Source organism: Sphaerisporangium corydalis, from assembly GCF_025506355.1.
Lineage (GTDB): Bacteria > Actinomycetota > Actinomycetes > Streptosporangiales > Streptosporangiaceae > Sphaerisporangium > Sphaerisporangium corydalis.
Window position 1 is genome coordinate 38519 of record NZ_JANZYP010000045.1, and the last position, 13373, is coordinate 51891.

At 69.9% G+C, this 13373-nt stretch carries 11 protein-coding genes; 8 read left to right on the plus strand and 3 right to left on the minus strand.

Annotated elements, in window-relative coordinates:
* Window positions 1-23: 23 nt before the first annotated feature.
* The gene (locus NYZ98_RS27015) at window positions 24-1565 is read right to left on the minus strand and encodes a beta-N-acetylhexosaminidase (protein WP_262846311.1); all 1542 of its coding nucleotides are present in this window, start codon (window positions 1563-1565) and stop codon (window positions 24-26) included.
* Between the two features lie 220 nt (window positions 1566-1785).
* Window positions 1786-2103, minus strand: coding sequence for a hypothetical protein (locus NYZ98_RS27020; protein ID WP_262846315.1), 318 nt, complete (start codon window positions 2101-2103; stop codon window positions 1786-1788).
* A gap of 375 nt (window positions 2104-2478) precedes the next feature.
* Between NYZ98_RS27020 and NYZ98_RS27025 the strand changes: the two genes are divergently transcribed.
* The 8 genes from NYZ98_RS27025 to NYZ98_RS27060 all read left to right on the plus strand — a co-directional run bounded on the left by NYZ98_RS27025 (window position 2479) and on the right by NYZ98_RS27060 (window position 12650).
* Window positions 2479-3327: a helix-turn-helix domain-containing protein gene (locus NYZ98_RS27025; protein ID WP_262846317.1), complete on the plus strand. Its 849-nt coding sequence runs from the start codon at window positions 2479-2481 to the stop codon at window positions 3325-3327.
* 112 nt (window positions 3328-3439) lie between these two features.
* Entirely contained in the window at window positions 3440-3664 is a 225-nt protein-coding gene (locus NYZ98_RS27030; protein ID WP_262846319.1) for a DUF397 domain-containing protein, read from the plus strand.
* Between the two features lie 938 nt (window positions 3665-4602).
* A complete protein-coding gene (gene mscL / locus NYZ98_RS27035; RefSeq protein WP_262846321.1) occupies window positions 4603-5031 on the plus strand; it encodes a large conductance mechanosensitive channel protein MscL in 429 nt (142 codons plus the stop codon).
* A 100-nt stretch (window positions 5032-5131) separates the two neighbouring features.
* Window positions 5132-6235, plus strand: coding sequence for an LLM class flavin-dependent oxidoreductase (locus NYZ98_RS27040; protein ID WP_262846323.1), 1104 nt, complete (start codon window positions 5132-5134; stop codon window positions 6233-6235).
* A 412-nt stretch (window positions 6236-6647) separates the two neighbouring features.
* Window positions 6648-7655, plus strand: a complete 1008-nt coding sequence (locus NYZ98_RS27045; protein ID WP_262846324.1) for a LacI family DNA-binding transcriptional regulator — start codon at window positions 6648-6650, stop codon at window positions 7653-7655.
* Between the two features lie 10 nt (window positions 7656-7665).
* Window positions 7666-9057: a serine/threonine-protein kinase gene (locus NYZ98_RS27050; RefSeq protein WP_262846326.1), complete on the plus strand. Its 1392-nt coding sequence runs from the start codon at window positions 7666-7668 to the stop codon at window positions 9055-9057.
* A gap of 347 nt (window positions 9058-9404) precedes the next feature.
* On the plus strand, window positions 9405-10982 hold the full coding sequence (locus NYZ98_RS27055; RefSeq protein WP_262846328.1) for a cellulase family glycosylhydrolase: 1578 nt from the start codon (window positions 9405-9407) through the stop codon (window positions 10980-10982).
* 366 nt (window positions 10983-11348) lie between these two features.
* Window positions 11349-12650 carry an ice-binding family protein gene (locus NYZ98_RS27060; RefSeq protein ID WP_262846330.1) on the plus strand — a complete coding sequence of 434 codons (1302 nt, stop codon included), beginning with the start codon at window positions 11349-11351 and terminating at the stop codon, window positions 12648-12650.
* A gap of 78 nt (window positions 12651-12728) precedes the next feature.
* Here the strand turns inward: NYZ98_RS27060 and NYZ98_RS27065 are convergent, their stop codons facing one another.
* Window positions 12729-13337, minus strand: coding sequence for a DUF6158 family protein (locus NYZ98_RS27065; protein ID WP_262846332.1), 609 nt, complete (start codon window positions 13335-13337; stop codon window positions 12729-12731).
* Between the last annotated feature and the right edge of the window lie 36 nt (window positions 13338-13373).

The following is a 13373-nucleotide window of genomic DNA, read 5'->3' on the forward strand; positions in this document are numbered from 1 at the left end:
CTTCGGGGGGTGTTCTGAGCCGGTCAGGAGGGCCAGGGGACCTGCGGGGAGCGGTGGAAGTTCACCGAGCGCGCCGCCCAGCGCGGTCCCTGCGCGGCCAGGCGCACGCGGTACTCCGCCCAGGAACGGCCCTTCGCCGGCGACCACCCGATCTCCGCGATCCCCGGCAGCCGGGGGTAGGCCATGTACTCCAGGTCGTCCACGGTCCGCAGCGACTCGGTCCAGATCGGCGCCTCGACGCCGAGCACGTCGTCCTCGCCGACGCCCGTGATGAGCTTGGCGGGATCCCACTCGTAGGCCCGGCGCGCCTCGACCAGGGCCGCCCAGTCCTGCCCGAGTTTGGTCGCGGCGGTGTACTTCATGTCGAGGTAGGCGTGGTCGGCGGGCGCCATGACGATCTTCACGCCTCTGCGTGCGGCCGTGCGGGCGAGTTCGGTGCCCTCCTGGGTGCCGGTCACCGGGTTCCAGTGCTCGGCCACCGAGTCCGCCGACGGGCGGGCGTCCGCGATCTCCTCCCAGCCCATCATGCTCTTGCCGTGCGCGTGGACGATCTTCTGCACGCGTGCGACGAACCTCCGGTAGTCGGCGCGCTTGGTGCTCTTGGCCTCGTCCCCGCCGATGTTGATGTACGGGCCGGGCGTGAGGCGGGCCAGCTCGCCGATCACCGCGTCAAGGAACCGGTAGGTGACGTCCTTGCCGGTGCACAGGGAGCTGAAGCCGACCTCGGTGCCGGTGTAGGGCGCGCGCCGCCGGCCGTCGCAGTTCAGCGAGGCGTACGAGGCGAGTGCGGCGTTGGTGTGCCCGGGGGTGTCGATCTCCGGGATGAGCGTGATGAAGCGGCTCCTGGCGTACCGCACGATCTCGGAGTAGTCGGCCTGGGTGTAGTGCCCGCCCGGGCCGCCGCCGACCGAGGTCCGGCCGCCGATTCTCGTCAGGAGCGGCCTGCTCCTGATCGCGATCCGCCAGCCCTGGTCGTCGCTGAGGTGCAGGTGGAACATGTTGATCTTGTATGCGGCGGCGAGGTCGATGTAGTGCTTCACCTGGTCGACGGTGAAGAAGTGCCGGGCGACGTCGAGCATCACGCCCCGGTAGGCGAACCTGGGCGTGTCGGACACGTGGACGCCCGTGATCGGCCACGGGCCTGGCCGCACCTTGAGGCTCTCGGCCTTCGCGGGCAGGAGCTGGCGGAGCGTCTGCACGCCACGGAACAGGCCCTGGGCGGTGTCCGCCGCCAGCAGGACGCCCGTGGCGCCGACGTCGAGCCGGTAGCCCTCCTCGCCCAGCCCGGTCAGGCCGGTCGCGTCCAGGACGATGCCGTCCTCGGTCTCGCTCCGCACGACCGGCAGCGCGTACCCCGTCGAGCGGCGCAGCAGATTGGCCAGGTACGAGGCCGCGCCCGCGCCGGCCGCCGACCGGACGACGATCCGCGTGCCCGGACGCAGCGCGTACGCCTCGCCGGTCGCCTCCAGGGAGACGGGCGCGGGCACGAGGCGGGGGGCGGCGGGACGCTGGTCGGCCTGGGCCCGTACCGGCGCCAGGCAGGAGACCGCCACCAGCACGGCCATCGGCACTCCGAGCCACTGGGTTCCGGCGGACGGTGTTCCGCGCCGTCGCGGCGCGCTCGGCACGGCTCGCGGCACTCCGGGTCTCTGGGACGGTCGCACCGGGCCTCCAGGGCTTCGTTAGTAAGGTTTCCTTACCTGCCTCTGCGAGGGAACCGTAGAGCGGCCATGGCCGATCGTCAAGGCTCTGAACATGTGGGGCGCGGTGCGGCCGCCGGGTGGCTCAGGCGATCTTCCTGGCCTGGCCCGCGTCCGGCGGCTCGAAGAAGTTGAGCAGTCCCTCCCCCTTGCAGGTGCGGCACTCCCGGCCGCCCTCGCCCGCGCCGTCTCCCCCGCAGGTGCGGCAGGCGACCACCCGGTCGAACCGGGGGTCGCGGTAGGTGTGCCTGGTCCGGTACCGGATGATCGCCCAGCCCTGCACCCACGCGAACCCGTCGATCTCCGCGAAGACGGCGTCGCTCAGTTCCCAGTGGCGGGCCAGCGTCTGCTCGCGAAGAAGGGTCCACAGGCCGGCCGTGATCCCGGCTGGGCTGACATTCATAGAGGATCGTCCTCTCGTTCCAGGGTTGAGCGGGTTGCTCGCACTGGGCCGGTGCCCCATCACCGGTCCGGCGGTAAGTGTCTGAAGATGAAGAAACCGGCCGTACGCCCCTCGCCGCACGACCCCGGTCCCGCAGGCCCCCCACCCCGAGGGGACGCGACTCCCAGGGGTGATGCCTCCCGTACCAAGGGCTACCCTTCTCTTTACCCTGGTTAGTACCAAGAGCAACCGCCATTGGCAATTGCCAGAAAAGACTGTCTCGGTGGCTACCTAGGATGATCACCGGAGGCGAATAGCGTGAGCTGACACGCCGCCGGTCGCCTGGGACGCCAGGACGTGCGGCGACCGCCCACGTCAGGAAGGGGATGAGCGCCTGTGGCCGGGGTGAATCCGACCCTGCGACGCCGGCAGCTCGCCACCCGGCTGCGCGAGCTCCGCAAGGACGCCGGGCTCAGCCTCGACGACGTCGCCGCGCGACTCGAATGCTCCACGGCGAAGATCAGCAGGATCGAGACCGCGCGGCGGGGGGTGATCCCCCGGGACGTGCGGGACCTGTGCGAGATCTACGGCGCCGGACGGCCGGAGGCCGACGCCCTGATGGCCATGGCCAGGGAGGCGCGCCAGCCCGGCTGGTGGAAGACCTACGACGAGCACGAGTTCCATCTGTACATCGGGCTGGAGGCCGAGGCCTCCTCGATCACCAGCTACGACACGTGCGCCGTCCCCGGCCTGCTGCAGACCCGGGAGTACGCCAAGGCGATCATCCGGGGCGTCCTGCCGGGCATCGAGGAGAAGGTGCTGGTCGAGCGGGCCGACGCCCGCATGAAGCGCCAGGAGGTCCTCTACCAGAACACGCCGCCGCACCACCTCGTGCTCCTGGACGAGTCCGCCCTGCACCGGCACATCGGCGGCCCGGAGACGATGCGGGAGCAGTTACTCCACCTGGTCGAGGTCGCCCGCCATCCGCACATCACCATTCGGGTGATTCCGTTCAGCGTGGGCGCGCACATCGGGTTCAACAGTGCCTTCACGCTTCTTGAGATGGTTGATCCGGGAGTGCCCGATATCGTGTATACAGAAGCGTTGACCCGCCTCGAATACTATGACAGACCCGCCGATCTGGCCATGTACAGAGAGACCGTCGGACGCCTCCTGGCGGTGAGCCTGGAGCCTCCGCTCTCCATGGAACGCATCGAAGAGGTGGGCCGGAACACGGCCCTGTGACGGGGGCGGCCAGGCGGCACTCTCCCGCCGCTGGGTTGATGGCATAATACCGGATATGAGGCACCAATCAGCTGTGTCTCATATCATATCCATCAGCCGTCAGGAGAAACAGATGAGGCTCTCGCCGGCCACGAGGTATTCCGACCTTGCCTGGCGCGTCGCGAGGGACTGCAACACATCGAATTGCGTGACCGTTGCGGTCACGGACGGGATGGTTGCCGTTCGCGACTCAAAGAATCCCGACAGCCCTGTTCTTCTCTACACCGAGAGCGAGTGGCAGGCCTTCATCAACGGCGCAAAGAACGGGGAGTTCGACATCACGAGCCTCTCCGCCTAGTCATAAATAGCCGAACGGTTCCCGGGGTAGGCCAGAACGACCGCCTCGGGAACCGGGGGTGTCGTCGGCCGAAGCCTTCCTGAACTGCACAGATGCTATCGGCCGTCAGGGTCGCCACACCCGCCTCCGCTCCCCTTATTTCCGCCTTTGGAACGAAATAAGCGGCATTTCCCTCCCCCGCTCGGACGCCGACCTGGCCTCTTTGCCGGGAAAATCCGGATAAATCCTGAAGTGACTCGGACGGCCTTGCCTCCGGCGACGGCCCTTTTCGGTCCGGCATGGAAGATCACTCCGCACGATCCGGCTCTGGCACTCCGATCAAAACGACTCGGAATTAAGCGCGCTGAACCTGGATCGCGATTAACAATACCGATCGGAAAACACTCCGGCCGCGCCCGGCCGAACATTCCCGGCGCCGCAGAAAAGCCCGGATCCGGCGACCGGACCGGGCACGGAAATCCCGCCGAGAGTCGACCGTCCACCCCGGTTCGCCGATGATTCCACCGAATCGGAATAACCGAATCGAGATCACCGGAACCGGAGGGAATGGCGGGGCAATGCGTTCCGGGTCGCCGGAAGTGTTCGCGTCATCCCGGACCCGGCATACCTGAACATCATAACCCAGCCCACGTAGTGATCAACCTGAGAAGAAGCCCGTACCGGAGGGTGCCGCCGCGAATTCCGGGAGCCGGCGGCGGCCGATTCGCGGCCCCGGCGAACGCGCGCGGAATAGCATGGCCGCGGCCATGCCCCGGCTCGCGGGCGGGACGGGCCGGTGACCGCGGGCTTCTGCCCCGGCGACCGCCCTCGCCGGACGGCGGCCGGGCCGGCTCCACCCCGGCGCGCGGCCCCACAGCCCCTGCCTGGGCGGGGTTTGGTCGCGGGGAGGCGGGTAGCCGGAGTCCTTTCCCCCCACAGTTTCACCGGAGGACATACAGATGGGCGGATTCAAGAAGTTCCTGATGCGCGGCAATCTCGTGGAACTCGCCGTCGCGGTCGTGGTAGGAGCCACTTTCAGCGGGCTGATCCAAGCACTGGTGACCGATCTGGTCACTCCGCTCATCGGTGCGGTCACCGGCGGTAAGCAGCCCGACTTCTCCGACTACTCCTTCACCCTCAACGGCTCGAAGTTCATGTACGGCGACTTCGTCAACCACCTGCTGACCTTCGCCATCATCGCCGCGGTGATCTACTGGCTGGTCGTCATGCCGATGACCCGGCTGATCGGCTTCTTCGACCGTGACAAGCAGGCCACCGAGAAGCAGTGCCCCGAGTGCCTGAGCGACATCCCGCTGGACGCCCGGCGCTGCGCGTTCTGCACCGCCGAGCTGACCGTCGTCCCGGCCAACGACCGCCCGCCGGTCTGAGGCCCGGTCAACCAGAGGCGGCCGGTCGAGGACCCGAGTGCTTCACACGCGGAGGCGGCCGGCGAGGAATAGTCGCTTGTGAGGGTGGGTTGTTCGGGGCGTGAGTGATCTGATCCGCGGGATCGCCCGTGGCGAGTCGCGCGTCCCGCTGTCCATCCTCGACCTGGCCACCGTGGGCGCCGGCGACACGCCGTCCGGCGCCCTGCGGACGACCACCGAGCTGGCGCGGCGTGCCGAGGAATGGGGCTACCACCGGTTCTGGGTGGCCGAGCACCACGGGATGCCGAGCGTCGCCAGCTCGTCCCCCGCGGTGATCCTGGCCCATCTCGGCGCGAGCACCCGGAGCATCCGGCTGGGCTCGGGCGGCGTCATGCTGCCGAACCACGCCCCCATCATCATCGCCGAGCAGTTCGGCACCCTGCACGCCCTGCATCCGGGCCGCATCGACCTCGGGCTCGGGCGCGCGCCCGGCACCGACCAGGCGACCGCCCGGGCGCTGCGCCGCATGGCGTCCCCGGACGCCGACGACTTCCCCCAGCAGCTCGCCGAGCTGACCGCCTTCCTGGACGACGCCCACCCCGCCGGGCACCCATACGAGCGCATCCACGCCGTCCCCGGCGAGGCCAGCGCCCCCGGCTCGGGGCGCCCGCCGATCTGGCTGCTCGGTTCCAGCGGTTTCAGCGCCCAGCTCGCCGGTCTGCTCGGGTTGCCGTTCGCGTTCGCGCACCACTTCAGCGCGGCCAACACGCTGCCCGCGCTGGAGCTGTACCGCTCGTCGTTCCAGCCGTCCAGCGTCCTGGACCGCCCCTACGCCCTGATCGGTGTCAGCGCGGTCGCGGCCGGCACGCCGGAGGAGGCGCTGCGGAGCGCGCGGACCACCGCACTCGGCATGCTGCGGCTCCGCCGGGGCACGCCCGCACCGATCCCCACGCCGGAGGAGGCCGAGGCCTACCCCTACAGCCCGGTCGAGGAGCAGTTCGTCCGCGACTGGCTGTCGAACGTCGTGACCGGCGACGGGGACGGCGTCCGGGCCGGCCTTGAGGCGCTGCGCGAGCGTACGGGCGCGGACGAGCTGATGATCACCACGGGTGTGCACGGAGGCGAGGCGCGGCTCCGCTCGTTCGAGCTGATCGCCCGCGCGTATGGTATGACCGGCGGGGAACGCCATCCCGCTCCCGCCGTGAAGATCGCCGGAAACGCGTGACGCGCATGTAGTAAATCCGGCAAACCGGATAGAACGGCCAGACCGGGCGGCCCGCGACCGACCGTAATCCCCGGCCCGCCAAGGCTGATCTGTAACATGCCTGTAACATTTGCCGCCGGCCCCCCAGGAGGCCGACGGCCCTTCATGCCTGCTCGGCGGCCTGAGCAGGCCGATCGGCGAGGCGGCGGGAGCGGGTCACTCGCGAGCGCCTGACCTCCTGCGCCACGGACACCCCAGCTTCACCAGGATTCTCTGACTGGGACCTTTCTTCGCATGGAATATGTCCGTAACATCGCCTCCAGATCGGCGTGGAACTTCACCGGAAACATCTGTTGACACGCAAGAAACACTGTTAGTGTAATGGGAGCGCTCCCACGCCTTCGCGACATGCTTTGAAAGCGGAGGAAGCCGGATGGCTGACCAGCCCACGCTTGCCCAGGTAGCAGCCGAGGCAGGGGTCTCCCCCGCCACGGCCTCGCGAGTTCTCACCGGCTCGGTGCGGGTGAGCACGTCGACCCGCCGTCAGGTCCATGACGCCATGTCCCGTCTGGGTTACGTACGACACCGCGCCCCTCGCGGAACGTCCGCCCGGCGGTCCGATCAGCTCGTCGCGGCGGTGATCTGCGAGCACACCCAGCGCATGTTCTCCGAGCCCTTCTACGCACGATTGCTGTGCGCCGCCGACGAGGTCTTCACCAGCTACGGCGTGCCGCTCGTCATGATGACCGCCACCCCGGCGACCTCGACGATCACCGCGCCACCGCTGGTGACCGGTTCGTTCGACGGTGTCCTGCTCGCGGGCGCCAGGGAACGACATCCCCTCGCGGTCACCCTGGCCGCCTCGGGGATCGCGGTGCGCAGCGCCGGGCGCCCCCCGGACGGCATCGACCTGCCCTTCGTCGACATGGACAACTTCGACGGGGCCCGGCAGGCCGCCGAGCACCTCCTGCTGACCAACCGGCGGGCGATCACCGTCATCGCCGGGCCGCCCACGCTGCCCGGCGCCCGAGATCGCCTGGACGGCTTCCTCCGCACGCTGAACGCCGCCGGGATGACCGACGTCCCCGTGGCGTACGGCGACTTCACGCACGCCTCGGGCGCGCACGCCATGCAGTGGCTGCTGCAACGCTCGCCGCACCTCGACGCGGTCTTCGCCTCCTCCGACCCGATGGCCGCGGGCGCGATGCAGTCCCTGCGCCGCGCCGGGCGCCGGGTGCCCGACGACGTCGCCGTGGTCGGGTTCGACGACGCCCCGCTGGCCAAGCACACCTCCCCCACCCTCACCACCGTCCGCCAGCCGGTCGAGGAGCTCGGCGTGCTGGCGGCCAGGATGCTGCTGATGTCGATCTCCTCTGAGGACGAAGTCCCGCACGGCAACCCGATCCTGCCCACGGAGCTGGTGGTACGTGAATCAACTTGATTCGGGAGGCATGCGGGAAGGCGATGTGCTCACGCGCAGGTACCGGCTCGTGGAGCAGATCGCGTCGGGGGGGATGTCCGCCATCTGGCGGGCGTTCGACCAGTCCCTGCACCGGACCGTCGCCATCAAGGTCCTGGACGGCAGCGTCGGCGGCGACCACGGCGGGCGCGACCTGATCAGAAGGGAGGCGCGGGCGACCGCGCGCCTGATCCACCCGGACGCGATCGAGGTCTACGACTACGGCGAGACCGTCACGGCACGCGGCCGGCTGGCCGCGTACGTCGTGATGCGCCTGCTCGACGGGCGCCCGCTGTCGGAGCGGCTCACCGAGGGCCCGCTGCCCTGGCGCGAGGCGGCGGTCATCGGGGCCAGGGTGGCGGTGGTGCTCGCGGCGGCCCACCAGCGCGGCATCGTGCACCGCGACGTCACCGCCGAGAACGTCCTGCTCACCCCCGAGGGCGCCAAGCTGCTCGACTTCGGGATAGCGGCTTTCGTCGGCGAGCACGTCGACAAGCGGCTGGCCGACTTCGGCACCCCGCCGTACGTGGCTCCTGAGCGGCTGTCCGGCGCCAGCGTCCACCCGGCGGTCGACGTGTACGCCCTGGGGGTGCTGATCTTCGAGATGATGACGGCCACCCTGCCGTACCCGGAGACCACCTGGGAAGCGGTGGAGTCGGCCCGGCGCACCGGACCGCCACCGGCGCCGCGCGGGGTGGCCGGGCTGCCGCCCGAGGTCACCGACCTGTGCCGGAGCTGCCTGGCCCAGGACCCGGGTGAACGGCCGAGCGCCCAGTACGTGGCCGACACCCTCACCGCGTCGCTCAGCGCCGCCCGCGACGCGGAGAGGTGGGTCAGGCGCGCCCGCATGACGACCGTCGCCGTGGCCGCGCTGGCGACCTGGACGGCGGCCCTGCTGTGGATCCAGCCGGACCTGTCGGCGCCGGTCGCGGCGGTGGTCACCGCCGCTGCCTCGGTGTCCGGCACCCCGCCGGCCCCGGACCCTGACCCACCGGCGACCCCGCAGGCCGCGCGATCGCCGGAGCCCCCCGATCCGCCCGCCTCCGCCGCCCCGGACCGTCCTGATTCGGTGCGATCCCCCGCGGGCTGGGAGCCCGGCCCCTCGGCCGGGTCCCACGCGACGCTCACCCAGGCCGTGGGACGGTTCGACGCCGTCCTGTCGGCGGGCGAGACCTCCGGGTCCATCCGCGCCGACGTCGCGCTCGACCTGCGGCAGGTGGTGCACAACCTGGTGCGGTCGCTGAACGACCCGGGCCAGGGCCTGAAGGACGCCCGCAGGAAGCTCGACGACCGGGCCAGGGAGGGCAGCCTGTCCCCCGGTGTCCACGAGAAGCTGGCCCAGGGGCTCATCCTGATCGGCATCGCCCTCCAGAACGCAACCTGACCCGTCCGTCAGGGCGACAGGCAGCGCCCGCTCGCGGCCGAAAGGCGCGGCCAGGGGTCCGCGCGGGGTGGGAGCGCTCCCAGGCTTTTGGGGCCTCCCGCCCGCGCGACAGAGGTCAGACCCGATGAAAGTTACATATCCCCGCCCAGGTCAACGCGGGACCGGCTCGGCTCACGGTTGACGTGCCGGAAAACCGCGCCGAAGCATGACGAGCGCGGCCTGGCCGTACAGCGCCCGGCAGTGTCCGGGCCCGCCGGCCAGTGGCCACGGCCGTGTCCGGCCGAGGCCGGCACCACCCCCTCCCCGGACGGTGCCGTCGCGCCTCGCCTCAGTCACGAAGGGCACCGATGAAGACTCCATGGAGCGGCAGGAGGTGGCAGGCCGCGCTCACTGTCGTGGCGACCGTCGCCGCCACCACCGCGCTGGCGCTCACCCTCGGCCCGGCACCCGCCCAGGCGGCGGGCGGGACCGGCACGGGTTACCTGCACACCAACGGCAACAAGATCGTCGACAGCACCGGCGCGACCGTACGCCTGACCGGTATCAACTGGTTTGGGATGGAAACGGACAATAAGACCTTTCATGGCCTGTGGTCGAGCAACCCGTGGCGGAGCCAGCTCGACCTCATGGCGAGCCTCGGCTACAACACCCTGCGGGTGCCGTTCTCCGACGACGCCGTCAAGCCCGGCGCGGTCGCGACCAGCGTGAACACCTTCACCAACCCCGACCTCGTCGGCCTGTCCCCCATGCAGATCCTGGACAAGGTCGTGGACTACGTCGGGAGCAAGGGGATGCGCGTCATCCTCGACCGGCACCGGCCCACCTCGGCGGGCCAGACCGCGCTCTGGTACACGAGCGGCGTACCGGAGAGCACCTGGATCAACGACTGGAAGACGCTCGCGCAGCACTACGCGGGCAACACCACCGTCATCGGCGCCGACCTGCACAACGAGCCGCACGCCGACGGGACCGAGCCGAACAGCACCGGCGCGTGCTGGGGCTGCGGCGACACCGCCCGTGACTGGCGGCTCGCCGCCGAGCGCGCCGGGAACGCCGTCCTCGGCGTGCAGCCGAACTGGCTCATCTTCGTCGAGGGCGTGAGCTGCCCGAGCGGCGGCAACGCCAACGTCTGGGACGACATCCCCGACGAGCCCTGCGGCTGGTGGGGCGGCAACCTGTCCAAGGCCAAGGACTTCCCGGTGCGGCTGAACGTCGCCAACCGGCTGGTCTACTCCCCCCACGAGTACGCCACCTCGGTCTTCCACCAGACCTGGTTCGACGACCCCACCTACCCGGCGAACATGCCCGCCATCTGGGACCGCTTCTGGGGCTACCTCTACAAGCAGAACATCGCGCCCATCATGATGGGCGAGTTCGGCACCACGCTGGCCAGCAACACCGACAAGATCTGGCTGCAGGAGCTGATGAAGTACACCGGCACCGGCGTGAACGGCATGTCGTTCACCTACTGGTCCTGGAACCCGAACTCCGGTGACACCGGTGGCATCCTGAAGGACGACTGGACGACCGTCGACCAGGCCAAGCAGAGCATCCTGCAGCCCTACCTCATCGCGCCGGTGGGCGGCGGGGGCGGCGGCGGGGGCACCCCGACGCCCACCCCGACCGCCGCCACCTGCGGGACGACGTACACGCTGACCAACACCTGGTCCGGCGGCTTCCAGGCCGAACTCGCGATCAGGAACAACGGGGCGTCGAGCTGGAACAACTGGGCGGTGAGCTGGACGGTGCCGTCCGGAGTCACCCTGGGCAGCGGATGGAACGCCACCGTCACCCAGAGCGGCACCACCATCACCGCCAGGGCGCCGTCGTACGCGGCGAGCCTGGCGCCCGGCCAGTCGGTCACCGTGGGCTTCACCGCCAACGGGCCCTCGACCCCGGGCCCGTCGAACATCGTCTGCTCCTAGACCGGTCCCCCGCGGGCACGCCGAGCCCGCCCGCGGGAGTACCGGAGACCTCGACGAGGGCGCGCCGTTCGCGGCGCGCCCTCGTTTTCTGTGACGGCATTTCCCCATATGCGGGACCAATGTCGCTTCACCACTAAAGCGCCATAGCCTCCTTATATCAGGCTTTAATCAACCCTAATCCACATATCAGGCCGGACATTAGCCATCGGCATGTCGCACGCGATAGCGGCATGATCGGTAGGTACGGTGGGATCTCAAGACGCATCATCGGTAATGCGTTTTCACATAGCGATACCAAAAGAAAAGGACCATCATATGAAGCACGCCAGTCGACCTCGTGCCGGACGGAGAAATCTCGTCCGCACCTTGCTGGCAGCGGCCATCCCGGCCGTGGTCGCGATGGGGGCCATCGTCGCGACGCCGAACACCGCGAGCGCGGCGACCGCGCCCGTGGCGCTCGGCACGGCCGCGAACTTCGCGGTATTGGCCGGCACCACGGTGACCAACACGGGCCCCACCGCCGTCACCGGTGACCTCGGAGTCAGCCCCGGATCGGCGGTGACCGGCTTCCCGCCCGGCGTCGTGACGGGAACGATCCACGCGGCCGACGCCACCGCCGCGCAGGCCCAGACCGACCTCACCGCCGCGTACACCGACGCCGCGTCGCGGACCCCCGCGACCACTGTGCCGACCCAGCTCGGCGGGACCACGCTGACGCCCGGCGTGTACAACTCGGCGGCGGGCACCTTCCAGATCACCGGGAACCTGACCCTGGACGCGCAGGGGGACCCGAACGCGGTCTTCATCTTCCAGACGGCGTCCACACTGGTCACGGCGTCCGCCAGCACGGTGACGCTCGCGGGGGGCGCCCAGGCGTGCAACGTGTTCTGGCAGGTCGGCAGCTCGGCCACGCTGGGGACCGGCTCCACCTTCGCCGGCAACATCCTGGCGCTGACCTCGATCACCGTGACCACCGGCGTCACCGTCAACGGCCGCACACTGGCCCGCAACGGCGCCGTCACCCTGGACACCGACACCATCGCCCGGACCATCTGCCCGATCCCACCCAAGGCGACCACCACCGCGGTCACCTCGTCGTGCACGAGCAACGGACCGGGGAGCGCGGTGACGCTGACCGCGACGGTCACCGCCGCCAACGGGAGCATTCCCACCGGCACGGTCACCTTCAGCTCCGACGGGGTCTTCCTGGGGAACGCGACGCTCAACGGGAGCGGGCAGGCGACGCTGACCCCGCCGAGACTGGCCGAGGGTGAGCACAGGATCATCGCTGCCTACCCGGGCACCACGCTGCTCGATCCGAGCGCGTCGGAGACGCTGACCCTGGACGTCGGCCCATGCGGGGCCTGCGCCGAGGAGTGCGACGGGGACTGCGACGACGAGAAGGCCGACGACCGGTCCACCACCAAGAGGCACCGCGAGGAGCGGGGTCGCCACCACCGGGACCACCACCGCCTGCTCACGGTCCAGGCCCTGCACACGCTGCACGGCGTGATCCACGAGGGCCGGCACGGGGGCCACCACTCCCGTTACCATTCCGCGTCGAGGAGCCGGCCGGTCCACCATTACAAAGCACACTGGAAGCCGCGTTTCCACGTCCGCAAAATTCACCATGTGAAGCCGCGGCCGCACGCGATCGTCACCGGTTGACGTGAAATTCGGCTGATGAGGGGAATCCGGGGTCCCGTCCGACCTCACCGGACGGGACCCCGGTGATACGAACGACAACTATCGCAAGCCGATGACCCCAAACAAAGAACCTACCGGAACTTCCGGGCTCTCCGGCGCGGCGCCGTCCCCCGGACCACCCTCGGCGGAATCACCCCCGACCGGGACATTCCCGGCCACGCCACCGTCCCAGGGACCACCCTCGGTGGAAACACTCCCGGCCGCGACGTCCTCGTCCGACCCACCGTCCCAGGGACCACCCTCGGCGGAAACACTCCCGGCCGCGACGTCCTCGTCCGACCCACCGTCCCAGGGACCACCCTCGGCGGAAACGCTCCCGGCCGCGTCACCGTCCCCCGGACCGGCCTCGGCGGAAACGTTCCCGGCCAGGACGCCATCGGCCGCACCATCGCCGACCAGGACATCTTCGCTCGGACCACCGCCGGTCCCGGCCACGTCCGCCGGCCTGCCGCCGGACCGGGCGCCCGCCGGGGCGTCGTCCCTCTGGCGGCGGTCGACCTCGTCCTCCAGCTCGCGTGAGCGCACCGCGAAGTCGTCCAGGGCATCCTCCGAGCCGCGCAGCAGCGTCTCCGCCCATGACTCCTCGAGCTCGCTCAGCTCGTCGAGCAGGTCGCGCACGCTCAGTTCTCTCGGGTCCACTCTGTTCATGACTCCACCATGTACCCTCAGCGCCGAAACCGTCAC

What these genes read in the sequence shown, in the direction of transcription:
- NYZ98_RS27015 (WP_262846311.1), bottom strand. Translation starts at nt 1,565, where the DNA reads ATGGCCGTGCTGGTGGCGGTCTCCTGCCTGGCGCCGGTACGGGCCCAG.
- NYZ98_RS27020 (WP_262846315.1), bottom strand. Translation starts at nt 2,103, where the DNA reads ATGAATGTCAGCCCAGCCGGGATCACGGCCGGCCTGTGGACCCTTCTT.
- NYZ98_RS27030 (WP_262846319.1), top strand. Translation starts at nt 3,440, where the DNA reads ATGAGGCTCTCGCCGGCCACGAGGTATTCCGACCTTGCCTGGCGCGTC.
- mscL (WP_262846321.1), top strand. Translation starts at nt 4,603, where the DNA reads ATGGGCGGATTCAAGAAGTTCCTGATGCGCGGCAATCTCGTGGAACTC.
- NYZ98_RS27045 (WP_262846324.1), top strand. Translation starts at nt 6,648, where the DNA reads ATGGCTGACCAGCCCACGCTTGCCCAGGTAGCAGCCGAGGCAGGGGTC.
- NYZ98_RS27050 (WP_262846326.1), top strand. Translation starts at nt 7,666, where the DNA reads ATGCGGGAAGGCGATGTGCTCACGCGCAGGTACCGGCTCGTGGAGCAG.
- NYZ98_RS27055 (WP_262846328.1), top strand. Translation starts at nt 9,405, where the DNA reads ATGAAGACTCCATGGAGCGGCAGGAGGTGGCAGGCCGCGCTCACTGTC.
- NYZ98_RS27065 (WP_262846332.1), bottom strand. Translation starts at nt 13,337, where the DNA reads ATGAACAGAGTGGACCCGAGAGAACTGAGCGTGCGCGACCTGCTCGAC.